The 23,900-nt window shown below is 60.4% G+C and carries 16 protein-coding genes; 9 read left to right on the top strand and 7 right to left on the bottom strand.

The annotated features are described in order from the left end of the window. Positions 1-3 precede the first annotated feature (3 nt). The 3 genes from KQI84_11875 to KQI84_11865 form a co-directional block, all read right to left on the bottom strand. A complete protein-coding gene (locus tag KQI84_11875; protein ID MCB2155576.1) occupies positions 4-705 on the bottom strand; it encodes an ABC transporter ATP-binding protein in 702 nt (233 codons plus the stop codon). Further along, entirely contained in the window at positions 705-2,108 is a 1,404-nt protein-coding gene (locus tag KQI84_11870) for an efflux RND transporter periplasmic adaptor subunit (protein ID MCB2155575.1), read from the bottom strand. The genes KQI84_11875 and KQI84_11870 overlap by 1 nt, the downstream gene beginning before the upstream one ends. Before the next feature lie 67 nt (positions 2,109-2,175). Next, complete coding sequence (locus KQI84_11865) at positions 2,176-3,864, bottom strand: TolC family protein (protein ID MCB2155574.1); 1,689 nt, start codon at positions 3,862-3,864, stop codon at positions 2,176-2,178. 295 nt (positions 3,865-4,159) lie between these two features. On the opposite strand from KQI84_11865, the gene panC reads away from it, so the two are divergent. Continuing rightward, positions 4,160-5,011, top strand: coding sequence for a pantoate--beta-alanine ligase (gene panC, locus KQI84_11860; GenBank protein MCB2155573.1), 852 nt, complete (start codon positions 4,160-4,162; stop codon positions 5,009-5,011). A gap of 85 nt (positions 5,012-5,096) precedes the next feature. Here the strand turns inward: panC and KQI84_11855 are convergent, their stop codons facing one another. Next, complete coding sequence (locus tag KQI84_11855) at positions 5,097-7,430, bottom strand: VIT and VWA domain-containing protein (protein MCB2155572.1); 2,334 nt, start codon at positions 7,428-7,430, stop codon at positions 5,097-5,099. A 232-nt stretch (positions 7,431-7,662) separates the two neighbouring features. Between KQI84_11855 and rny the strand changes: the two genes are divergently transcribed. After that, on the top strand, positions 7,663-9,228 hold the full coding sequence (gene rny, locus KQI84_11850; GenBank protein ID MCB2155571.1) for a ribonuclease Y: 1,566 nt from the start codon (positions 7,663-7,665) through the stop codon (positions 9,226-9,228). 66 nt (positions 9,229-9,294) lie between these two features. Here rny and KQI84_11845 read toward each other — a convergent pair whose 3' ends face one another. Then, the gene (locus KQI84_11845; GenBank protein ID MCB2155570.1) at positions 9,295-10,434 is read right to left on the bottom strand and encodes a hypothetical protein; all 1,140 of its coding nucleotides are present in this window, start codon (positions 10,432-10,434) and stop codon (positions 9,295-9,297) included. Positions 10,435-10,456: 22 nt separating this feature from the next. Continuing rightward, positions 10,457-10,885, bottom strand: coding sequence for a hypothetical protein (locus tag KQI84_11840; GenBank protein MCB2155569.1), 429 nt, complete (start codon positions 10,883-10,885; stop codon positions 10,457-10,459). A 273-nt stretch (positions 10,886-11,158) separates the two neighbouring features. On the opposite strand from KQI84_11840, the gene KQI84_11835 reads away from it, so the two are divergent. The 6 genes from KQI84_11835 (at position 11,159) to KQI84_11810 (ending at position 19,492) form a co-directional block, all read left to right on the top strand. Next, positions 11,159-13,726, top strand: coding sequence for an SUMF1/EgtB/PvdO family nonheme iron enzyme (locus tag KQI84_11835; protein MCB2155568.1), 2,568 nt, complete (start codon positions 11,159-11,161; stop codon positions 13,724-13,726). A gap of 28 nt (positions 13,727-13,754) precedes the next feature. Then, complete coding sequence (locus KQI84_11830; GenBank protein MCB2155567.1) at positions 13,755-15,191, top strand: anthranilate synthase component I family protein; 1,437 nt, start codon at positions 13,755-13,757, stop codon at positions 15,189-15,191. Continuing rightward, positions 15,188-16,339: an A/G-specific adenine glycosylase gene (gene mutY, locus KQI84_11825; GenBank protein ID MCB2155566.1), complete on the top strand. Its 1,152-nt coding sequence runs from the start codon at positions 15,188-15,190 to the stop codon at positions 16,337-16,339. Before KQI84_11830 ends, mutY begins: the two co-directional genes overlap by 4 nt. Continuing rightward, positions 16,336-17,118 carry a PhzF family phenazine biosynthesis protein gene (locus KQI84_11820; GenBank protein ID MCB2155565.1) on the top strand — a complete coding sequence of 261 codons (783 nt, stop codon included), beginning with the start codon at positions 16,336-16,338 and terminating at the stop codon, positions 17,116-17,118. Before mutY ends, KQI84_11820 begins: the two co-directional genes overlap by 4 nt. Before the next feature lie 86 nt (positions 17,119-17,204). Continuing rightward, positions 17,205-18,353, top strand: coding sequence for a tetratricopeptide repeat protein (locus KQI84_11815; GenBank protein MCB2155564.1), 1,149 nt, complete (start codon positions 17,205-17,207; stop codon positions 18,351-18,353). Continuing rightward, complete coding sequence (locus KQI84_11810; GenBank protein ID MCB2155563.1) at positions 18,353-19,492, top strand: N-acetyltransferase; 1,140 nt, start codon at positions 18,353-18,355, stop codon at positions 19,490-19,492. Before KQI84_11815 ends, KQI84_11810 begins: the two co-directional genes overlap by 1 nt. A 12-nt stretch (positions 19,493-19,504) precedes the next feature. Here the strand turns inward: KQI84_11810 and KQI84_11805 are convergent, their stop codons facing one another. After that, positions 19,505-20,317 carry a radical SAM protein gene (locus KQI84_11805; protein MCB2155562.1) on the bottom strand — a complete coding sequence of 271 codons (813 nt, stop codon included), beginning with the start codon at positions 20,315-20,317 and terminating at the stop codon, positions 19,505-19,507. Positions 20,318-20,522: 205 nt separating this feature from the next. Between KQI84_11805 and carB the strand changes: the two genes are divergently transcribed. Next, positions 20,523-23,825: a carbamoyl-phosphate synthase large subunit gene (carB, locus tag KQI84_11800; protein ID MCB2155561.1), complete on the top strand. Its 3,303-nt coding sequence runs from the start codon at positions 20,523-20,525 to the stop codon at positions 23,823-23,825. Positions 23,826-23,900: the final 75 nt, after the last annotated feature.

Raw genomic sequence — 23,900 nt, 5'->3', positions numbered from 1 at the left:
GCGTTATCGCGCAGCCGCTGCCTTTGCTTTTTCCGTAACCGCGATTTTGTTAACCAGCCCGTCGCGGATGTGAACGATGCGGTGGGCGTGCTCTCCGATTTCCGGCTCGTGAGTCACAAGGATCAGCGTGTTTCCGGCGGCATGCACTTCGTCGAAGAGCCGCATGATTTCTTCGCCGGTCTTCGTATCCAGGTTCCCTGTCGGTTCATCGGCGAGCAGAATCGCCGGATCGTTCACGAGAGCGCGCGCAATTGCGACGCGTTGGCGCTGGCCACCGCTGAGCTCGTTCGGCAGGTGCTTCGCACGGTCCTGCAGGCCAACGCGCTCAATCGCAATCGAGGCCTTCTCCTGGCGCTCGTGACGCGACATTCCGGCGTAAATCATCGGCAATTCAACATTCTGCTGCACGTTCATCTGGGGAAGCAGGTTGAAGGATTGGAACACGAAGCCGATCTCGCGATTGCGCGTGTGCGAAAGCTGCTGATCGTCGAGCGAATCGACGCGCCGTCCGCGCAGTTCGTAGGTGCCTTTCGATGGACGATCCAGGCAGCCGATAATGTGCATCAGCGTCGATTTGCCCGAGCCCGAAGGTCCCATGATGGCAATGTAATCGCCCTCTGGGACTTCCAGGTCCACGCCGCGCAACGCATGCACTTGGACGGTGCCCATGCTGTAGGTTTTCTCGAGTCCTGACAGGCGGATGATCATGATTCGCCGCCGCCCCGAGGACCATGAGGCATTCGGCCCTCGGATGGGCCGTTGTGTGGGGGTTCGGCGGCAACCTGCGGAGCCTCAGCGCCATCCATCTCCTGCGGATCGCGCAGCAGAACCTTGTCGCCGACGGATATTTTGCCTTCGACGGCCGCAAAGTTGTCATTCGTCATCTTGACACTCAGCGGAACGAAGTGCGCCCCACCATCGCCATTGCGGATGTACACGCCGCGCTGTCCGTCCTTCATGAACAGCCCATCCAAGGGGATGCGCAAGACATCGTCGGAGTGCTGGACGATGATCTTTGCGGAAGCAGTCATGCCCTGCCGGAACAACTCATTGGAATCCTCGAGACGAATGCGCACCTCGAACTCTCGCACGCCAGTGGACTCGTTTCCGCCCATCCATGGACGTGTCGCGGAATCGCTGATCGGAACGATGGACTTCGTGTCGACCACTCCGGGGAATGTCTGTCCGGGCAAGGCTTCAAGGGTCACTTCCGCCGGCTGGCCCTTTTCAACGCGCGAGATGTCGATTTCGTTGATCGGCACGATGGCAAGCATCTGACTCGTGTCCGGAACCTCTGCGATCGTGTTGCGGCGGTGGACTTCGTCACCTTCGGCGATCTTGCCGACCGTTCCGCTCTTCCAGATATTGAGGTAAGAAATGTCGCCGGGGCTCGGCGCCCGCAGGATGGCGGAATCGATTCGCTCCTGCGCTTCGTCAACGCGCCGCTGGCGATCCTCGAGGCGCAATCTCGCCTGATCGATGGATGTTTGCTTTACGCGAAGATTCGCAGCGAGATTCTCCCGCACCTTCGCAAGATTGATCTGCGCATTTCTCAGATTCAGCTCTTTCTGCAGCAGCGACAACCGCGCTTCCTCGACCTTCGTTTGCGGCGAAATGTCGCGATTGTAGAGGACCAGTTCCGCTTCGTACTTCTGCTTGGCGTCGTCATAGTCGTGGCGGGCGATTTCAACCTTGGTCTTCTCCGACTCAAGGGTCAGCTCATTCTTCTTCTCCTCAAGCTCGTAATCTCTCTTCGCCTGCTCGAGATCCGTCTCGGAAAGGGCCAGTTCTGCCTTCTCGTCCTTCAGGCTCTCTTCGTAGTCGGTGGTTTCGAACCACACGACCGGATCGCCTTCCTCGACGCGCGTGCCTTCCGGGATCAGCTTGACCACCTTGCCCTCAAAGGGGGCGCCAAGGGCAGCGGATTTTGAGGCCTGCAGAACGCCAATGCTTGAGAGTGTGACCTCGAAGGGGCCGCGCTGGACATCATAGGTCGGCGCATTGGCGACCTCCTGGTCCAGGAGGCTCAGTTTGCCCCTGGACATCCAGGCGGCAACTGCTCCGGCAGCGATCAGAATGAAAATGAATGCAATGACAAGGCGCTTCATGCTGGCACATCCCCCTGTTGACGCGACTCGATCCGTGGCGGCGAAGTTTGACCGACCGCCCGAGTCGTCAGTACAACGGCAACCCTAATGCCACATACAGGCGCGCGATGGCCACCTGATAATTCAGGATGGCGTTATTGTAGCGCGTTTCCGCCGCGAACAAGTCATCCTGGGCGAGTCGAACTTCCGTGATGGTCGAGAAGCCGACTTCGAAGCTGCCGTTGATCAGTTCCAGGTTACGGCGGGCCTGTTCGACGGTCTTCCGAAGAATGGTCAGATTCGCCTCGGTCGACAGCACCGAGCGATGGGTCGAGTAGACCTCCTGCATCAGAGAGCGCTCCAGCGAAAGGCGATCCGTCTCTGCCTGTTCGACGCGAAGCACGGCGCGCTTGTGAGCCTCGCGGCGCTGGATGTTCTGCAGCGGAATCCGCAGCGTCAGCCCCGCATCCAGAGTCGAATTGTCCCATTCGTTCGCGCCCCTCAGCGTCGTCTCCGAATCGTAACGACGATATCCGGCGTCGAAATCCAACTGCGGCAAGAGATCGTTGCGCGAAACGCGCTGATTAATCTCGGCCTGGGAGATCGAAATGTCCGACCGCATCAGTTCGTAGCGATTGTTCATCGCGACGGCCACGGCCCGGTCGACCTTCGGAATCTCGATGCGACCGCGATCGCGAAGCTCTTGCGTGATGTCGATCAATGAGATCGGCGTGTCGAGTGGCAGGCCCAGCAGGATGAGAAGACTCTCGCGGGCGTTGTCCAATGACTCCTGGCGATTGATGGCCGTTTCGACTTCCTGCAGGAACTGAATCTGGGCACGCAGAATTTCGGACTCCGCGACACGACCGACATCGAACTTCACGCGCGTTTCATCCAGGAAGCGGTAACGCTCTGTAATGGCGTCCCGGCTGACCATCAACTGCTGCTTGACGGAGAGAATGTCGAAGTACTGCCGAACGACCTGCAGGACCGTATCGCGATGAGAAAGCTGGCTGCCCAGAATCCGATCCATCTCCGAAAGACGGGCCGAGCGCAGGTCTGCGGTTCCGACGTCAAATCCACCGCCGCGCAGAAGAGGCTGCAGGAAACGGACTTCGGCGTCCGTTCCCCAGGGGGAGTTTTTCGTATTGGCGGCTCCGGAACGGGTGCGCGTCCGCGTGTGCGATTCCTCCACGTCAAAGGTCACGCTGCCGCCGCTCGGCAGGTTCACGCCCGCATCAAGGCCCGCGCTCTCCGTGTCCGTCACGGTCGTCACGGTGGCATCCTTGCCATTCGCCCCGACAGCATCTTCGTTACGGTTGTAAGTGATCCGCCCACTGCTGACGAAGTCGACGAAGGGAATGAACTCTGCCTCGGCGCTGCGTGTGTTGCTGCGTGAGATTTCGATGTCTCGTCGGTCGTTGATCAGATCGAAGTTATTGTTCAGGGCGATTTCGACAAGGTCGGGCAACGTCAGAAGTGCGTAGGGTCCATCGGCGGGGACATCGCTGAAGACGACCTGGCTGGTCGCCACATCGCCCTCTAGCAAAGGCACGGTCAGCAGGAAGCGCTCGCGGGCCTCGCGGGCCGTGTCCGCAGGCAACCGCAGATCCTCGTAGCTGGGGATCTTCTCGTCGCGAACAATCGCTTCCAGCCTGCTGACGACCTCATCCTCCTCGGATTCCTGCGCTTGCAGCGGGGAAACGGCCGCCGTCGCTGTTGTCAGGAAGATCGCAGCAGATAGAAATCCAACTCGCCAACTGCCGGTGCCTTTCATGGGAGCCTCTCGGGTGGAAATTCCAGAAAGCGTGCCCCGGAAAGGGGATCCAGGGCACGCCGGAGACAGAGTGGCATCTTGGCCGGTGAGCCGGGGGGAGGCGCCAGGAAATTCTCGCAGTCGCTCCCTCGATGTGCGGTTTCCGCCCCGTCTCATCGGGTAACCGGCCTTCTCTGCGCATTCTACGCGAAAGTCTCCTTGCCCTTCATTTCGCCGATGGGATTTCTGTGGAGTGTTCATGCAGCCACGGCCCGGGCTTACCGGCCGCTGGACTCTACCCCGGGGATCGAGACCGATGGAAGTCATCGAATCTGTCCAGAAAATGTGCGAATTGGGCGCCGCCTGGCGTCGCGACGACGAAATCACCGTCGCCCTTGTGCCCACAATGGGGGCGCTCCATGCCGGCCATGCCCGCCTGATCGAGAAGGCCAAATCCCTGGCAGACATCACGATCGTCAGCTCCTTCGTCAATCCGCTGCAGTTCACCGAGGAAAAGGACCTCGCGGACTATCCACGAACGCCGAAGGAAGACAAGAAGCTCTGCAAGGACCTGGGGGTGGAGTACTTCTTCGCGCCCTCCGGCGAGGACATGTTCCCCCCGGGATTCCTGACGACCGCCAACGTGTCCTACTTGTCGACAAAGCTGGAGGGTGAATCGCGCCAGGGGCACTTCCGTGGGGTCTGCACGGTGGTTTTGAAGCTCATCCACATCACGCAGCCCGACTACGCGATCTTCGGACACAAGGATGCCCAGCAGCTTGTCATCCTGAAACACATGGTCCGCGACCTGTGCATCGATGTGAACATCGAGGCAATCCCGACGGTCCGCGACAAGGATGGGCTGGCGCTAAGCAGCCGCAATGTGTTGCTGTCGGATGAGCAGCGCAAGCAGGCGCTCTGTCTGCACCGAGCATTGAAACGCGTGCATTTCCTCGTCTCGAAGCAAGGCATCCTCCATCGCGGCGAGTTGCTGCAGGCCGTACGTAGCCACATCAACAGTGCCGGCGATCAGATAGAGCTCGATTATGCGAATATTGTATCGCGCACGACGCTCGAGGAGATCGACCTCATCGAGAGTGGCAACACGCTCGTTCTCGTCGCCGCTCGCGTGGGTGGCGTGCGACTGATCGACAATACGCGGCTCTGATCGGAGCCCAACATTATGGTTAGTCGAACGGCCCGAACCAATCATCCGGTTCGGGCCGTTTCCTTTGCCTGGTACTCGATTTCTGCTACCGCTTCAGTTCCTTCGGCAAGTCATCCACCTTGCTGATGCCTGCTTCGCCGATCACCACCTTGCGGCCGCCAAGGTGAAGTGTCACCTGCTCGCCGAGAACCAGTGCGGCTTTCATCTTGGGGAACTTCTTCAGCAGTTCGAAGTATGCGTCGCTCAGGTACTCGACTTTCAGTTCCTTCGCGTCTTCCGGGATGTCCTGCTGAATCCACTGCTTGCCGTTGAAGACGAAGGTCTTGCCGGCGATCTGGCGGACCGTGGCCTTCTTGTCCGCTGCTGCGACCTGCCCCAGGCTCTCTGCCTGCTTCTTCTCGTTCAGCATCTCCGAGAGTTCCACGGCTCCTTCGCCGCTCACGTACGAATCCAATACGAATGCATCGGAAAAACGGAAGAGGTTAGTTGTCGTATCCGTGCTGAACTCGAACGTATCGTTGGTCATCTTGTCGGTCATAAATACAGTGGGATGGTCGGCGACCAAGGGACCGCCCCCACGTCCGCCTTGTGCCGGGGATCCTGCAGGGGCTGCGGGGAGAGTTCTCCGGGCGGGCGCCATGCCTGAAATCCTATGTTGCATGACGAGCGCGGGAGGGCGTTCTGCGAACTCGGAATCATCAGCCACCAGGAAGCTTGTGTATGGCGTGACAAGATTGTGTTCTTTGGCCAGTTCGATCACGGCTTCCTTCAGTTCCGGGTTTTCGCCATGGAGGCGAATCTGGTCCAGCAGGTAACCGACCTTGCGGTTCGCCCAGAGGTCTTCGATGTAGGCCGTCTCGTCGCCGGTCTCGTCGGGGAATTCAGTCTTGCGCTCGATCTCGTATCCATTGTCACCCGCCATGCCGGTCAGTTGGATCCGCGCCTTATCGCCTTCGCGATAACGGCCAAATACCGTCAAGTCCTGCCCCTTGAACAGATCGGGCAGTTCCAGCGGATAAACGTCGTAGGCCCCCACATGGTCGATCGTCAGTTGCAGGTTCGTGAGAACCGGATAAGCGACCGAATCAAAGAAGGTCGAGACCTTGACCTCGAGGTCTTCCTTCGGCTTCACGTAGGTCGAGAGAGCGCGGGTTTCCTCCGCCACGCGGTCCAGCAGGTGCGTATTCACATCGTAGCCGACGCCGAGCGTGAAGATACGCAAACCATTGGAATTATGGGACTTGATTGCTCGCATGATCTGATCGGGAGTCGTCACGCCGACGGTCGGGAGGCCATCGGTCAGGACGACGATCTGGTGCAGGCCGTCGACGTCTTTCTCGCCCAGGGCGTCCATCATGGCCTGGTGGAAGTTCGTCCCGCCGGAGGCGCGGATCTTGTCGATGTAGTCGACCGCGTCATCGATGTTTTCGCGCGTCGCCGCGGCAGGGTGCCGGGGATAGGAATCGACACCGGATTCGAACGTCAGGATTCGGAACTTGTCCTCCGGCCCGAGCGCCCCAAGACACTGGATGAGCGCTGCCTTGGCTTTATCAATCTTGCCCTGCTGGTTCATGGAGCCGCTGACATCGAGAACGAAGGTCACCAGCTTCGGCACCGGCTGGGCCAGGGCACCGACTGTCGGCGGGTGAATCATCAGCAGAAAGGTCCCCGGCTCGTCCTCATCGGGGCGGTTCGTCACCACGTGGATGCCCACGCCCTCTTCCTCCGGCGCGAACAGGATCGTCAGGTCGCGCCCCTCCTCGGGGTGGAAATCGAGCACATCCACGTCAGCCCGGTGGCCGGTCTCAGAGCGCTCGATGTCGATCTGGTGGGTCGGTGAGTAGATCGTACCCAATCTGCTATCCCAGTTGATCGTCGCAGAGAAGGCCGATTCGTCGACCTGGCGAGCGCCGGCGGCCATTTCGCTCCCGAAATCGAGCGCGTACATGTCGCCCTCGCGGCGAAGCGGCTGGGCATAGCTGAGTTCGATCGGCATGTCGCCATCTCCGGGAATCGGGAAAACGCGAACGCGGAAGGTCTGGTGATCGACGAACTCCAGCAGGCCGGGGTCCTTCATCCGGCGGACGATGCTGGTGTAGATCTCCCGAGCCTCGCCGCTCTCGAGGGCCTGCGCGTGAACCTCCTCGCCATTGATCGTCATCACGAAATCGGTGACCTGAGCGTCCTTCGGCAGCGAGATGACGAAGGTGCCTTCCAGATCGCGAGGATGGGGGTTGTGAAACACCTGATAAATATGGGTGCGCGCCACGGGGCCATCAACGCGGACATCGACCAGATTGCTCTTGATTGACAGGGGAGGATATTGATTGTCCGTCGGCATCAGGACGGAGACTGCGGACGCCGCGACCGGCCATGTCAGTGTAAGCGCCAGAATCATCAGCAGGCGGGTGATCTTCATCGTTCAGTCCTCGCTTCCTCGGGGTCGTTTGCTGCGAGGTGTGACAAGAGATAGACACCGATTGTTCCCGACAATCTTGAATGATTCCGCGTTGACAACCCCAGGGTTTAGAGCGTTTTCTAGCTTGGATTCTGACGTATCGTTCCCCGTTTTGCGCCTATGAGTGGCCGGGCGGGGGGATAGTTAGATATAAGCACCGTAGCATAACATCAGAAGGAGGTACCTTAGCCGAATGGAATACATCCCCTATGCCCTGGTGGGGCTCTTTCTCGGGGCCGTACTGGGATACGTAGGTCGAGGATTCTATTCACGGACTAAAGGCGAGAACACCCTGAGTAGGGCGCAGGAGGAAGCCTCCCGGATTCTAGAAACCGCTCAGAAGGACGTCGAGATTCGCCTCGAGAAGGCGGAGATCGAAGCCCAGAAGAAAGTCGAAGAGCGGACAAGGAAGCTGGAGAAGGACCTGGGCAAGCGGCGCTCGGAGATTGATCGCGACGAGAGCCGGCTGCGCAAACGGGAAGAGCAGCTCGACAAACGTGAAGAGCAGCTCGGGCGGCGGGAACAATCCGTCGGCGATAAGGAACGCAACCTCGATGCGAGGACCCAATCGGTCGAGGTGGCATTGGCTGAAGCGGAAGAACACAAGGCGGAACTGATCCGCAAGACCGAGGAAATCTCGGGTTTGACCGCAGAGGAAGCGAAGAAGCTTCTGCTCGAGTCACTGGAAAGCGAAGTCCGCCAGGAGGCGGCCGCGCTGGTCCGGCGAGTGGAAACGGAAACGCAGGACATCGCCGAGAAGAAATCCCGCCAGATTCTCACCCTCGCCGTGCAGCGATGCGCGACGGACCAGGTGAGTGAAACGACGGTCTCGGTGGTTCATCTGCCGAGTGATGAAATGAAGGGCCGTATCATCGGCAGGGAAGGACGCAACATCCGGGCTCTGGAGCAGGCGACGGGAGTTAACATCATCGTCGACGATACGCCGGAGGCCGTGGTGTTGTCCTGTTTCGATCCTATGCGACGGGAAATTGCCCGGTTAGTGTTGGAGAAACTCGTTGCCGATGGGCGGATTCATCCGGCCCGAATCGAGGAGGTGGTCGAGAAGACCGAGCGCCAGGTTCTGGAACAGGCGCGGGAAGCAGGCGAAGGTGCCTGCATCGAACTGGGAATTCACGACATGCACCCGGAACTGATCAAGCTGCTTGGGCGGCTGAGGTACCGGACCAGTTACGGGCAGAATGTCTTGAAGCACAGTGTCGAATGCGCGCATATCGCCGAAATCCTGGCCTCCGAGCTGGGGCTGGACGCCAAGCTGGCGAAGCGAGCGACCCTGCTGCATGACCTGGGCAAGGCCGTGTCTCATGAAATGGAAGGACCGCACGCCGCGATCGGTGCGGAACTCGCCAAGAAGTACCGTGAACGTCCCGAAGTGGTTCACGCAATCGAAGCGCACCACTTCGAGGTCAAGCCAAGAACCTTGACCGCAGTAATCACCCAGGCGGCAGATGCCATTTCCGCCGCCCGGCCAGGGGCTCGAAGAGAAACCCTGGAAAGCTACATCAAGAGACTGGAAAACCTGGAGGAAATCGCCTCCTCGTTTGACGGAGTGGACAAATCCTTCGCGATTCAGGCAGGCCGCGAGATTCGCATTATCGTCGAGCCCGATAAGCTCAATGACAACGAATGCAGTCTGCTGGCGCGAAACGTGACAAAACGCATCGAAGAGGAGTTGCAGTATCCGGGACAAATCAAGGTCGTCGTGGTCCGAGAAACGCGAAAGACCGAGTTCGCCCGCTAGACACAACGCCTCATCCAGACTCGAAAACAACCGCCCCGAGACTTTGGTCTCGGGGCGTTTTCTCTCTCAGAACTCCAACTGCGGACCCGGCGGCAAGGAAACGGGTTGCTCGCCACGGCGGATGCGCAGCGCGTCCAGCGCCGCACGCCACAGCCGATCGGGATGATCGGCCAGGGGTTGCTCGATCTCGGGGTCATAGGGCTCCCAGCCGGTCAGAATCTGCACAGGGTGGCCGGCCTGGAAGGACTCCCCTACCGCCAGTTGCCGGATCGGAACGCCCGCAGGCAAGTCTTCCAGCAGCACGATGTTGAGTCGCTCTGCGGCGTGCCGGAGAGCATCGGTTGTTTCCTCAGGCGCGATCATGTTGAAGCCCATCGCCTTGATCAGATCGAGATCTGTGGGGCCAATCCGGCCGGATAGGCCCACCAGAATAACGGGCCGCCAGCGAATGCCCCCGGGCGAGTGGATGGCACTTTCCAAACGGCCGCCTTGCCAGCGCAATCTCTGCGTCGGCGGATCCGGGATTCCTGTCCAAAACGCTGACTGGAACCGCGCCTGGGCGAGAACCTCCGACTCCGACTGCGCCATCGCGGCGAACCAGCCGAGCCAGCGATCGCGGGATTGGCGGTGTTGCTTCGCCAGGGGAACATAGATGGACCCAATCGCGATTAGCGCCCTGGTCTCGGGCCGCCGAACTCCGTAGTTGGCGGCGACATTCCAGTCTTCTTCCAATTCCCCAAGGAGTTCCTCCCCCGATCGATCATCTTCCATGGGATCGGCCGTGAACGCCCAGGCAGTGAGTTCCAGGTCATGGAGTCGCTCGAAGCGTAGAGCAACGGTCCCGGGTCCGGGCGGCGGACCGAGGGTGCTGAGCGGAAGGGTATGGTTCACTCTGAATTCCGTCAGAATCCGACCAGTTCGAGCCAGCAGACGCGTCGTCGCAGGGTCGGATGCGGATGTCCAGACGGCCTCGGCCTGCCAGGGGACGAGCGAGCGTGGTTCTGCGGGCGGAAGTTGCCCGGTCCATAGAATCTCGCCTGAATCAAGGCTCTCCAGGCGCCATTCGAGGCCCTCAGGAGTGGGCGGCTCAACGGCCGATGACATGCTGGCCAAAAAGAAGAAGGCGATCCCCCAAAGGAGGATCGCCACAGATTTCGAGCCGTTCCCAAGTCGTACGGAGGACGATCCCGGGAGCAGCATGATCACTCGATTCGTCACCAGCGCGTGGTTACCGAATGTTCAGCGTGCCCTCGTACTCGAATTCAGTGTCGGGGGGAATATCGGCGCCGCTATCAGTCACGGGGACCATGGTGGTACGGCCGTCTGCGCCAACCTGCGGGGTCACGCGAGAAGCGTTGCTGGAGGAGTCTTTGTCGTCACTGTTATTCACCGTGACGCTCATTTCAAGACCGCCGACGGCTCGAGCCAGGTTGTCAATCGCCCTGGCGATCTCGCGGTTGGAGTCCGCAACCTCGCGCGTTGCCGCGGCAACTTGCTGGATAGCGGCCGAGTCGGAAAGGTCGGTCCGATCGCCGGCAGGCAGCGTCCCCACGTCCAGCGTTCCGCGCTGAGCAAACAGGTTCAGAGCCAGCAGGACAACCATGGCTGCGAGCAGCAATATCGTATACGAACGTGCGTCGAGCTTTTTGCCAATCATTCTGAGCCTCCAATTGTTGGAAGAAGAGCAGTTCGATTTCGGTAAAGAGAGTGTTCTCTACCTTGTCAGGTGCGTCAAGTCCGTCGTCGCCTGTGAGCGGGTGTTTTGACGCGGTCCAGGTGCCCGGTGGTCTGGCAAATGCAGAATCCTGCTTGCGGCGCGGTATTGCCTTGCTCGTTTCTTGCTGACACCGCAAGATGACTAGAGAGAATAAAAAGCGCCGGCCAGATGCGAAACTGGGCGCGGGCTTCTGGGCGATTTATGGATGTTCAAATGCCACCAGGCCTCACGGCGGACTCGGTCATTGGCCGAGGAGCGATGGGTCGTGTCTATAAGGCGTGGCAGCCGAAGCTCCAGCGGTTCGTCGCCGTCAAGACCTGTAACCTCGCCGAATCGGAAGAACAGGGCATCGACCCGGGGCGCCTTGAGGACGAGGCGCTGACCATCGCGCGTCTCAGTCACCCGAACATTGTTACCCTCTTCGACGTCTATCGCGACGACATTGCAATCTATCTAATTATGGAACTGCTGGAGGGGCAGCCGCTTTCGCGCTTGCTCAGCCAGAAAGTGCCGAAGCAGAAGCTCGGCGCCCTGACCGACGTCGTGGAGACAATTCACGGGCGCACAATTAAGAGCGAGTGGATCTGCGAAATCGGGGCGGCCGTAGCCCGCGCGCTGGAGTATGGACACTCGCGCGGCATCCTGCATCGCGATATCAAGCCGGCCAACATCTTCGTCACACAAGATCGCCACGTTAAGCTGCTCGATTTCTCGATCGCGAAGTCCGAATCCGCCACCGGCAGAACAGCGACAGGCACTGTGTTTGGAACAGTGGCCTACATGTCGCCGGAACAGATTCTGAACCGCGAACTGGACGGACGAACGGATCTGTACGCATTGGGCTGCACGTTGTATCACATGGCGACAGGACAACCGCCCTTCAGCGATCCGAACGACATCACGGTGTGCATGAAGCACGTGAACGAGAAGGCGGAGTCGCCTTACGAGTTGAATCCAGGACTTCATCGTCCTCTCGGCGAAGTCATCATGCGCTGCCTGGCCAAGAAGCCCGGCGATCGATTTGCATCGGCCGGCGAACTGGCCGAGGCGCTATCGACGATTCAGCGCGCCGGGGACGCAGATCTCGTGCTGCTGCCGTCGGGCAAGATCATGCAGGCGGGATTGCCGACTCCGGTGCCCGAAGAAGACACGCCTGAGCCCGAAGATGATTCAGCGCCCGAGATCGAACCGATCCCCGAGGTGGAGTTCCACTGGTCGGCATCCGACCGGCCCGCGACGATTCCTGAAGAGGAACCGGCGGAAGAGAAGCCAGAAGAGAAGGCGGAAGAACGAACAGACAAATCGGATGACGGTCTGGATCCCATCTTTAAGCGGAACCTGATACCGACCGACGAGGAAGAAAAAGAGCCCGAGTCGGAGGAGACGCCAAAGACACCAGTGCCGTCCCCCGAATCGGAGCCGGAATCAGAACCGAAGGAGACGCTCGCAGACTCGGTGGCAGGATACTCGTCCTCGTCTTCGGCTGTCATGACAGGCAGTGTTTCCTCGGGCGTGACGGATTTCCCAACAAGCGGCGATGCAGATTCGGACTCGGGGTACGGTTCTGCAGAAGACTCGGCATTCCGCAATGCGGCGAAGCGCCGTCGCGCGCTGGAAGAGATGGCAGCGGAGGCGGAAGAAAGCAATGGGCTGGATGGCTTCCCGACGCTTAGCATGCCGGGTTCGGGAAGTGGTTCTTCTTCAGGAAGCAGTTCCACGAGTGCGCCGTTCTCGTCGTCGATGCCCGAAGCGATCTTCCCGACGGAGATGCGGGCGGCAGAAAAAGAAGACAACCGCGTGATGCGGTATCTCATCATTGTCGCCGTTGTCGTGATCGCCTTCTTGGTCACTGCGACGGTTGTGTCGGTGATGACGCTGACGAATAACCAAGATGGCGATTCATCCGGAGAAGAGATCGCTCAGGGGAACTCCACCCAGTTGCCCGGACCGCAACCAACGCCGACTCCAGAGCCCGCGCGGCCGACTCCGACGCCAACGCCGCCGCCGACCCCGCTGCCGCTCGAGCCGACGCCGACATTGGCGCCGACATACAATGTCTTCAAGGTCCCGCTGTCAGATAAGTTGGTCCTGAACATGGTTGAGATTCCCGCCGGCAAAGTCTTGATGGGATCGCAGCTTTCCGAAAAAGGTCGCGGGGATGATGAAGGTCCGCTGACCGCGGTGAATCTGACGCAACCGTTCTACGTCAGTGAGTCGGAGATCACGCTGGCCGAATGGCGCCATGTTATGGGCGGTGGATTGGGCGATGAACCCAATCTGGACCATCCCGTTACCGGCGTCTCGTGGAACGAAGCGCAGCAATTCTGTGGAATCCTATCGCGTGAAACAGGAATCACGTTCCGTCTGCCCACGGAGGCACAGTGGGAATATGTCTGCCGCGCGGGCCGCCAGTCGCCCTTCACTTACGGACCCATCATCTCCAGTGAGGTCGTCAATTTCGATGGAACGAAATCGTACCCCGGCGCCGCAAGTTCGACGTACCGAGGCATAACAGTGCCGGTGAAGAGCTTCCCGCCGAATGCCTGGGGATTGTACGACATTCATGGAAACGTCTGGGAGCTGACGCGCGATTACTATGCGCCCAGACTTCCGGGCGGTAACCTGGAGGATTGGACGGGACCGCCGAGCGGCAGCTATCGTGTGATCCGTGGCGGCGGATACAAGTCTTCCGCTGCAGCCTGCCGTTGTGCATCGCGAATGCAGATTCAGCCGGATCAGCAAGAAGCGGATGTGGGATTCCGCGTGGTTGTGGAGCTCTAAGGCTCGACGATATCCAAAGGAGAAGCGAATGTCGGACTCTGCCCGGAAGTTTGCACCGACACGACCGCCGAAACTCGGCCGTGTGACGGGCTCTGCCTTATTTTGGCCGAACGATGAGTCCGGCTGGAAGCATCCGCCGATCTGCCTACCGCGTCCCGTACTGGTGATGTACGTGGATGGGGGCGGCACGCGCGTGGAAACGCCGGAAGGCCAGGTAGTCGCATCGAATACCGACCGGGCGCTGATGCCGTTTCGCTGGACCGATGAGATCTTGAGCGTGCTGGCCGACTCCTGCCAGGGTACGGAACGCCGCCCGATCCTGCGACCGATTCTGCCGATGGCTGCGCTTTCCGTATCGTATGAGTACGGGCGCACGATCAATCCGTACGAACACTGTTTTCCCCATGCAGAGAAATTGGAGGTTCCCGAATTCTTTGCGGCATTCCACACGAGCGGATTCGTTTGGTCGGATGAACGGTGGCGCCTTGTCGGCCGGCCGTTGGGACGCCACACACGGTGGAAGGACTGGCGGCCTCAGCGGGCAGACCTTGAGTGGCCCGCTCCACCCGGGATGCCGCCGGCGATCATGGGGTTATTGGAAGACACGCCGCCTCCCGAAACAGACCGATTCTCCGATCCCATTCCCTGCCTTGATCGCGACGCTCACGCGGCGGCGGTCGAGTGCATTCACGATCATCTTACTGCAGGCGATATCTATCAGGCCAACCTGACGAGTCGCTTCGAATCGCAGACATCCGCAGATGCAGATTCGATCTTCGCCATGGGATTGTCGCAGGGCGGCAATCGCTTTGCGGCGAACTTGCGCGGCCCGTCCTGGTCTGCGATCTCGTTCTCGCCCGAGTTGTTCATCCGGAAGTGGGGTCCGCAGGTCATGACTCGCCCGATCAAGGGTACGCGTCGACGTACCGGACAGGAATCGAGCGATGCGGCGCTTGGATTTGAGTTGCTGGATTCTGAGAAAGACCGTGCCGAGCACATCATGATCGTGGATCTGGAACGCAACGATCTGGGACGAATCTGCGATTACGGAACGGTACGTGTCGAGAAGTTGATGGAGTTGACCTCCCACCCATCGATCCTCCATCTGGAATCGACCATCACCGGACGTGCACGGTCATCGGCTCGGCTTTCGGATTTGTTTGGCGCGTTGTTTCCCGGAGGATCGATTTCCGGAGCGCCCAAACGGCGTGCGCTGGAAATCATTGGGCAGTTGGAGAATCGACCGCGCGGAATCTACTGCGGCGCGTTGGGATGGGTGGATGCGCGCGGCGATGTGGAGCTCAATCTGCCCATTCGCACAGCAGTCCGATTCGACGACGGGCGAGTTCACCTGCACGCCGGCGGCGGCATTGTCGCCGATTCCGATCCCGCGGAAGAATGGGAAGAGATGCAGGCAAAGCTGAAGTTCCTGTGCGATGCGATCCGCTTGGCCGAGATGAAGTGAGTCCCCTGACTGATCGAATTCGACGTGATTTGCTCGATTGGTTTTCCGAACAGCGGCGACCGTTGCCGTGGCGGGAAACGAAGGATCCGTACGCCATCTGGCTGTCGGAAATCATGCTGCAACAAACAACGGTGCGCGCTGTCGAGCCGCGCTGGCGCCGGTTCCTTGAGCGCTTCCCATCCGTCAAAGCTCTCGCCGATGCGAGCGTGGACGACGTACTCGCAGAGTGGTCTGGGCTAGGATACTACGCGCGTGCTCGTCACCTGCATGCGGCTGCGAAGATGACGATTCGAGACTTCGGCGGTCGACTGCCGGAACGTTTCGAACTGCTGCTGGCACTGCCGGGGATGGGACGTTACACGGCGGCGGCGGTGGCCTCGATCGCGTTCGGAGAAGCGATCGCGGCGGTGGATGCAAATGTCGAGCGCGTTGTTGCGCGGCTCGATGCAATGGAGGAAGATGCCCGATCGTCTCGCGGGAGGCAGAAAGTCGAACAGCGCGCGCGAGAACTGCTCGATCCGGCACGCCCTGGCATCTGGAACGAAGCAATGATGGAACTGGGTGCGTTGGTTTGCCTGGCGCGGGCTCCACAGTGCAGCGTTTGCCCGGTGGCGGATCACTGCGCCGCTCGAAAAACGGGACGCCCCGAAGACTTTCCTGTCCTGCGCCCAAAGACCCCGATGAAAGACGTTCGCGAGGCAGCGATCATCGTGCAGAAGGAAGGCAAAATTCTGGTGATGAAGCGGCCGCCGGAAGGATCGTTCGCCGACATGTGGGAAATCCCCCGCAGCGAGGTCGCGAAGGGCGAAGGGGCGAAGTCCGCTGCGGCGCGAGTATTGCAAGAACTAACATCGTTGCAGGCAAGGCCACGAGGGCCAGTCCTGCGACTGCAGCACGTCGTGATGCGCAGCCGGATTCAGTTGCACGTCTTCACGACGGAACATCCGGGCGGGCGCGTCCGGCGGAAATTCCATGTCGCCCACGAGTGGATCTCGCCGAGCGAGTGGATGAAGCGTCCGATCTCGACAACGCAGAAGGACATCGCGCAGTTTCTTGCCGAAGGCAAGGTTCCGCGCCGCCAGGCGCCGAAGCCCAAAATCGCCAGCGACCAGCCGGAACTCTTCGACGAATCTGGAGAATCAACATGACGACGCTGTACCAGGTGGATGCCTTCACGGATCGAGTTTTCGCAGGCAACCCGGCGGCCGTTTGCGTTCTTGAAGAAGCCCGACCGGACGCGTGGATGCAGAACGTGGCGATGGAGATGAACCTGTCGGAGACGGCCTTTCTGCTGCCAGAGAATGGCGCCTATCGCCTGCGCTGGTTCACGCCAGCGAAGGAGGTGGACCTCTGCGGGCATGCGACGCTGGCAAGTGCATTTACATTGTGGCAGACAGGTTGCACGCAGGAAACGCTGCGTTTCAAGACGCGCAGTGGCGAGCTACAGGCTCGGCGCGCGGGCGACTGGATCGAGTTAGACTTCCCGGCGTTGCCCGTGGAGGAAGTCGCCCCCCCCGCGGGTCTGGTCGAGAGCCTTGGCGCGACGCCGGTGCGTGTCGGCAGGCTCCGCTTTGCCTACCTCGCGGAATTTGCCGACGAGCAGGCCGTGCGCAACCTGTCGCCGGACTTCGGACGAATGAAATCGCTTGCGGCGGAGGGGATCGTCGCAACGGCCGTCGCCGACGGGAACGAGTGCGACTTCGTGTCGCGTTTCTTCGCGCCAAACGTGGGGATCGACGAAGATCCCGTCACCGGATCGACGCACTGCGCGCTGGGCCCGTATTGGGCGGTCCGCCTGGGCAAGGAAACGGTTGTCGGTTACCAGGCGTCGCGCCGGGGCGGAATCGTCCGAGTGCGCGTCTCCGGCGACCGGGTCCAATTGGGTGGACAGGCGGTGCAAGTGGCCGAGATTCGATTGGCTGAGTAAGCCGGATTCCCCAAAAACGCTTGCCTGCCCGGGGGGAGATTGCCCACCGTGCTGGGCGTTTTTGGAATGATAAAGGAGCCCTTCTGATGCGTTCAACGATGACAAGCCTATCAATTCGCCGGGTTTTGCGAGTGGCGATTCCGATTCTCTTCGTGGCAGTGTTTGCCGTGGCTTGCGGCAAGCAGACCCCCGACGAGCAACTGGCCGAGGCCCAGCAGCTTCTGAGCGAGCGCCAGACGGCTCGGGGTGTAATCAAGCTGAAGGAACTGATCCGCGACAACAGCGACGATCCGGCAGCGGCGACGGGACGACTCCTGCTCGCCCGCTACTACACTCAGGAAGGCAACGCGCAGAAGGCGCTCGAGCAGCTTCAGGAGGTCGTCGACGCGTATCCGCTGTCCGATCCGAATGCCGAGTTCGCTTTGAACGGAGTGCTTTCGATTCGTCTCCAGATTGGCGATATCGAGGGGGCATTGGCCCAACTCGACAAGGCAATCGAGCAAGCGCCGGACGATCAGAAGAGCGACTGGCTGCTGGACAAAGCGGCGGTTCTGCTGCAGTCCGTCAGAATGACAGAAGAGCCCAATCCGGAAGCCACCGCCAAGGCTCTCGAGATCCTGAACGACCTGATGCTGAACAGTGAGGATGCCCAGGCCCGCGGCCAGGCCCGCGAGCAGCTTGCCGATTATTATCGCTCTCGCGGGGAGTTTGCGAAGAGTAACGAGGTTTATGAGAAGTACCTGGCGAAGTATCCGGACGACAAGGTTCGCGATCACCTGGAACTGGCCATGGCGGTCAACCTGATGAAGGCCGGCGAAGAAGAGAAGGCTCACGAGTTATTCGATCCAAGAATCGCCTCGATGCGCGAAGCGGCCGAGAGCGAATTGGATCAGCAGACCCAGTTGCAGATGCTGCAGGATGTTGCGCGCTACTACGAGGCGATGGGCGACCTGGAGAATGCAGAGGCCGTGAAGAAAGAGCTGATGGGCAAGGTGCCCATGACGAAGATGGCCATCGATACGCAGTTCGACATCGCCATGATGTATGCTCGGGCGGGCAACACGGACCGCGCACTCGAGATTCTGGAGCAGATCAAGGAGGAGAATCCAGAGTCGCAGATTTCAGAGCAAGCGGATGGACTGATTCAGGGCATCCAGAGGCAACTGGAGGCGCTGGCAAATCCGGCTCCGCTGGAAGAAACTCCGGAAGTTCCAATGCCTGGGGCGGGCTCCTGATGGCCAACCAGCTTCGGATTGCGCGCGCTCGATCGAAGGCGGCGGAAGCGGAATTCTGCGAACTTGTGTACCGCCTGCGCGGGCGCGATCCCCATTGGGTACCGCCTCTGCGCCGCGATCAGAAGATTCTGCTCGACCGGATGAAGCACCCGTTCCACGAGCACGCCCAAGTGGAGTACTTTGTGGCGCGCCAGGGGGGCGAGACGATCGGGCGAATCGCCGCGATCGAGAACTACGCACACAACGAAGCACACGGCGAGCGGGTCGGTTTTTTCGGCTTTCTGGATGCCGTGGACGATCCGGAGGTATTCCGCCGTCTGCTGCATGCAGCAGAGGTTTGGGCAACGCGACGCAACCTGACGGCTCTGCGGGGGCCGTGCAGCTTCAGCACAAACGAAGAATGCGGGCTGCTAATCGATTCCTTTCATACAGAACCGTCCGTGATGACGCCGCACAATCCTCCGTTCTACGTGGATCACGTCGAAGCGGCCGGATACGAGAAGGCAGAAGATCTGCTCTGCTACTGGCTGACGCGCGATACGTTCACCGAGCGCATTCCGCGCATGGCCGATCGCGTGCAGAAGCGTCTGCGCGACGCAGGGCACACGGTCAGCGTGCGTCCGCTGGACAAGTCAAACTGGGCCCGGGAAGTCGCCCTGGTGCGCAAGCTCTACAACCAGGGCTGGGAGCAGAACTGGGGCTTCGTTCCGATGACGGACGCGGAGTTCGCGTTCATCGCGAAAGAGCTGAAGCCGCTGGCGGACGAACGATTCATCTTCTTCATCTACCTCGATGACGAGCCTGTCGGATTCACGTTGGCGCTGCTGGATTATAACGTGGTGCTGAAGCATCTGGAAGGGAAGCTCGGGCCGAAGCAACTCGCGCTGTTCCTGATGCTGAAGTCCAACATCAAGGCGATCCGTCTCCTGATGCTGGGGACGTTGCCCGAATACCGGAATCGCGGGCTGGACCTGCTGATGTATCGGGACTTCGCCGCGAGTTGCATCGAACACGGCATCTTCGAGGGCGAATTGTCGTGGATTCTGGAACGGAATCGCTCGATGAATCGAGCCCTGAAGGCGATGGGCGCCAATGTCTATCGCACGTATCGGATCTACGAGAAAAAACTGGCCGAGTAACGCGCCGCTCCCCTATTGGTCCCGGCGGTAAATCGAACGGATCGGAACGGAAGTCTTCTCGCGCAGAAGACGTTCGATCTCCTCCGCATCCTCGAGGGTAATCGTCTTCAGATCCACCGTATCGACGGGCGCAACGCCCCCGTGGTTCCCACGCGAACCCAGGTACCACGCCCGCGGATAAGGACGCCGCGGGGTGTTGAGTTGCACCTCTTCCGGCTGAATCTCATTCACCATTTCCGCCAGGGCTTCGGCTTCGCCGGCGTTGCGCGGCATGAACATGCTCTGGATCACAATACGGCCGCGGAATTCGGGATCGTTGCGCAGGGCCTTGATGCCCTCGACACTGCGGGCCAGAGTCACGCCCGGCGCGGGACGATTGTAAGCCTGGAAAATCTCCTCGGTCGCAGCATCCAGCTTGCAGGCCACGGTCGTCGCATTGCGAAGGCGCCGCCGCGTAGCCGCATCGTGCAGCCAGGTCGAATTCGTCAGAACAAGGGTCGGCTTGTTGTAGGTTTCGGCGATGTGATCGATGACCTCGCCGATGTTGAGCGCCAGGGTCGGCTCGCCGCTGCCGCTGAGGGTGACGATGTCGACATTGTCCCAATCGACGGCGCGCAGGTCCTCGACGACGCGCCCGGTCGGGACGAAGAGGCGCTGCTCCATGGTCACTTGGTGAATATGTCCAAGCTGGCAATAGACACAGTTGAAGGAGCAGATCGAGTCTTCGACGATCAGATCGATGCCCAGCGACTGGCCAAAGCGCCAGGACGGCACCGGACCATAGACGGTGGAGGGCATGGGGAATGTCGGTTCTTTTTGAGTCATCTGTGGGGCCGATCTCGCGGCTTAGCCTGCTGTCGATGCTTTGGAGGCAAACTTCGCGCCGGGCAATGGGAATTGTTGGAGCGTGAGGATTCCGGCGCTTCCAGGTCAATCCCGTCATATTTCCCGACAGCCCTTGCCAACGCCCGGTGCTGGCCCCCAAATCCCTGGCGATTGGCCAATCTTTCGAAAGGCTGCCTCCCCATCCATGCCCAAACGCACGGATATTCACAAGATCCTGATCATTGGATCCGGACCGATTGTGATCGGTCAGGCTTGCGAGTTCGACTACTCCGGGACGCAGGGCTGCAAGGCGCTGCGCGAGGAGGGCTACGAGGTCGTGCTGGTGAATTCCAACCCGGCGACCGTGATGACCGATCCGGGCTTCGGCGATCGAACCTACATCGAGCCGTTGACCGTCGATTTTGTGAAGCAGGTGATCGAGAAGGAGCGCCCGGACGCGTTGCTGCCGACGCTGGGCGGCCAGACGGCGCTGAACCTGGCGATGGATCTGCAACGCGATGGCGTGCTGGAGCGCCTGGGCGTTGAGATGATCGGCGCAAATGCCGAAGCGATCGAGCGCGCCGAGGATCGCGAAGCCTTCAAGAACACGATGGCGGCGATCGGCGCGGACACTCCGCAGTCCGGTATCGCACGCTCCATGGACGAAGCCGATCGTCTCGCCGAGGAGATCGGCTATCCGCTGATCATCCGCCCGGCGTATACCCTCGGAGGCAGCGGCGGAGGCATCGCATACAACAAGACTGAATTCCACGAAATCGTCGAGCGCGGCCTGCGCCTCTCCCCTGTCGGCGAGTTGCTGATCGAGGAATCGATCATCGGTTGGAAGGAATTCGAACTCGAAGTGATGCGCGATCGCGCGGACAACTTCGTGGTGATCTGTACGATCGAAAACGTGGATGCCATGGGCGTGCACACGGGCGATTCGATCACCGTGGCGCCGGCGCAGACGCTGACCGATGTCGAGTACCAGGCGATGCGCGATGAGGGCCGTCGCATCATTCGCGCGATCGGTGTGGAGACGGGCGGATCGAACATCCAATTCGCGATCGATCCGAAGACGGGCCGCCGGATCGTGATCGAGATGAATCCGCGCGTGTCTCGGAGTTCGGCGCTGGCGAGTAAGGCCACCGGCTTCCCGATCGCGAAGATCGCGGCGAAGTTGGCCGTCGGCTACACGCTGGACGAGATTCGCAACGACATTACGCGCGAAACGCCGGCGTGCTTCGAACCGGCAATCGATTATTGCGTGGTGAAGATTCCGCGCTTCACGTTCGAGAAATTCCCGGGCGCGATTCCGTCGCTTGGGACGGCGATGAAATCCGTTGGCGAGACGATGGCGATCGGGCGCAACTTCCGCGAGGCGCTGCAGAAGGCACTGCGTGGACTGGAAACCGGGCGCATGGGACTGGGCAGCGATGGATGCTCGACCTACCGCCCGGAGTCGCTGCTGCGTCACATCAAGACTCCCACGCCGGAACGCATCTTCTACCTACTGGATGCACTGCGCGAAGGGCACACGATCGATGAAGTCTACGAGGCGAGCGGCGTCGATCCGTGGTTCCTGGCCCAAATCGAAGTACTGATCGCAGCCGAACGCGATATTGCATCGAACTCGGGTCTCCACCAAGCCGTTTCGGCCGCATTCGCCGGCGACTCAAAAGTGGGGACGGAGACACCGGAGGAGGTGCGCACGTTCCTCTTCGAGTCGAAGCAGCACGGCTTTTCCGACCGGCAGATCGCCTTTCTGTCGTTGCGCGCGATGAAGGGCGATGCGTGGGCGGATGAGAATCTGCACGCTTGGGAGCGCGGTGTACGTCGGCTGCGCCATGCGTTGCGCATTCACCCCGTCTACAAGTCGGTCGATACGTGCGCGGCAGAGTTTGAAGCGTACACGCCATATTTCTATTCGACTTACGAGGAACGCAATGAGGCGACTCCGACCGACCGGAAGAAGGTGCTGATCCTGGGCGGCGGACCGAATCGCATCGGCCAGGGCATCGAGTTCGACTATTGCTGCGTGCAGGCAGCGTTTGCGCTGCGCGACGACGGGTTCGAGACGATTATGGTGAACTCGAATCCCGAGACTGTCTCTACGGACTACGACACGTCGGATCGATTGTACTTCGAACCTCTGACGGCGGAAGATGTGTTGGAGATTTGCCGGCTTGAGAAGCCGGACGGCGTGATTGTGCAGTTGGGCGGTCAAACGCCGTTAAAACTGGCGCACGAACTGGAAGCCGCGGGCGTTCCGATCCTCGGCACGTCGCCGGCAAACATCGATCTGGCTGAAGATCGCGAGCAGTTCGGAGCATTGCTGAAGCGCCTTGGACTGCGCCAGCCGGAGAACGGTTTCGGCAGATCGTTCGAGGAAGTGAAGCAAGCGGCGAACTCGATTGGCTATCCGGTCGTCGTGCGGCCGAGCTATGTGCTCGGCGGCCGCGCGATGGAAATCGTCTTCAACGAAGATCAGTTGCGAGACTACATGAAGCGCGCTGTCGAGGCGTCGCCCGAACATCCAGTGCTGATCGATCGTTTCCTGGTCCAGGCTGTCGAGGTCGACGTCGATGCGATTTCGGACGGCGAGCAAGTCGTCATTGCCGGCATCATGGAGCACATCGAAGCAGCGGGAATTCACAGCGGCGACTCTTGCTGCGTGCTGCCGACGCGTTCGCTGACGGATTCGATTCTGGAGGAAATTCGCGACGCCACGCGCAGGTTGGGCGAGGCGCTGAATGTGCGCGGTCTGCTGAATATCCAGTTCGCCGTCAAGGACCACCAGCTCTTCGTCCTCGAAGTCAACCCGCGCGCCAGCCGCACGGTTCCGTTCGTCAGCAAGGCGACCGGCGTTCCGTTTGCCTCGCTGGCTGCGCGCGTCATGGGCGGCAAGAAACTATCCGAGTTGGGCTGCACGCGCGAACCGGAACCGGATCATTACTCGGTGAAGGAAGCCGTTCTGCCATTCCATCGTTTCCCCGGCAGCGACGTGTCGCTCGGGCCGGAGATGCGTTCAACCGGCGAAGTGATGGGCATCGACTCGCGGTTCGCGATCGCTTTTGCAAAAGCGCAGATTTCCGCGGGCCTTTTCCTACCTGAATCCGGCGGCGTGTTCTTCTCGATCGCCGATGTGGACAAGCCGGCGTTCCTCGAAGTCGCACGCTCGTTCCATCGCCTCGGGTTCGACCTGCTGGCAACGCCGGGTACACGACGCTATCTCGCGAAGCACGACATTCCTGCGCAGATCGTTGAGAAGATCAGCATCGGCCGGCCGCACGCGTTGGACTACATGATCAACGGCGAGATCCAACTGGTCGTCAACACGCGCAGCGGTCCGCTGACGGCAGACGACGAGCGCGCCATCCGCATCGAGGCGCTGCGGCGCGACCTGCCGCTAATCACGACCATAGCATCTGCGCGCGCCTGCACCGAAGGCATCGAGGCCATGCGTGGACATAAGGCAGGCGTGAAGGCGCTGCAGGATTATCACTGAGAGACCTTGCCGGCAAGATGCCGGCGCTCACAGGAAGAATAGAATCGGCCCCGGACTTCTCCGGGGCCGATTGGC

Source organism: bacterium (genome assembly GCA_020444065.1).
In the GTDB taxonomy this organism is placed as follows: Bacteria; Sumerlaeota; Sumerlaeia; order SLMS01; family JAHLLQ01; genus JAHLLQ01.
Note: the sequence above shows the minus strand (reverse complement) of the source record. Positions and strands in the feature narration are given on the sequence as shown.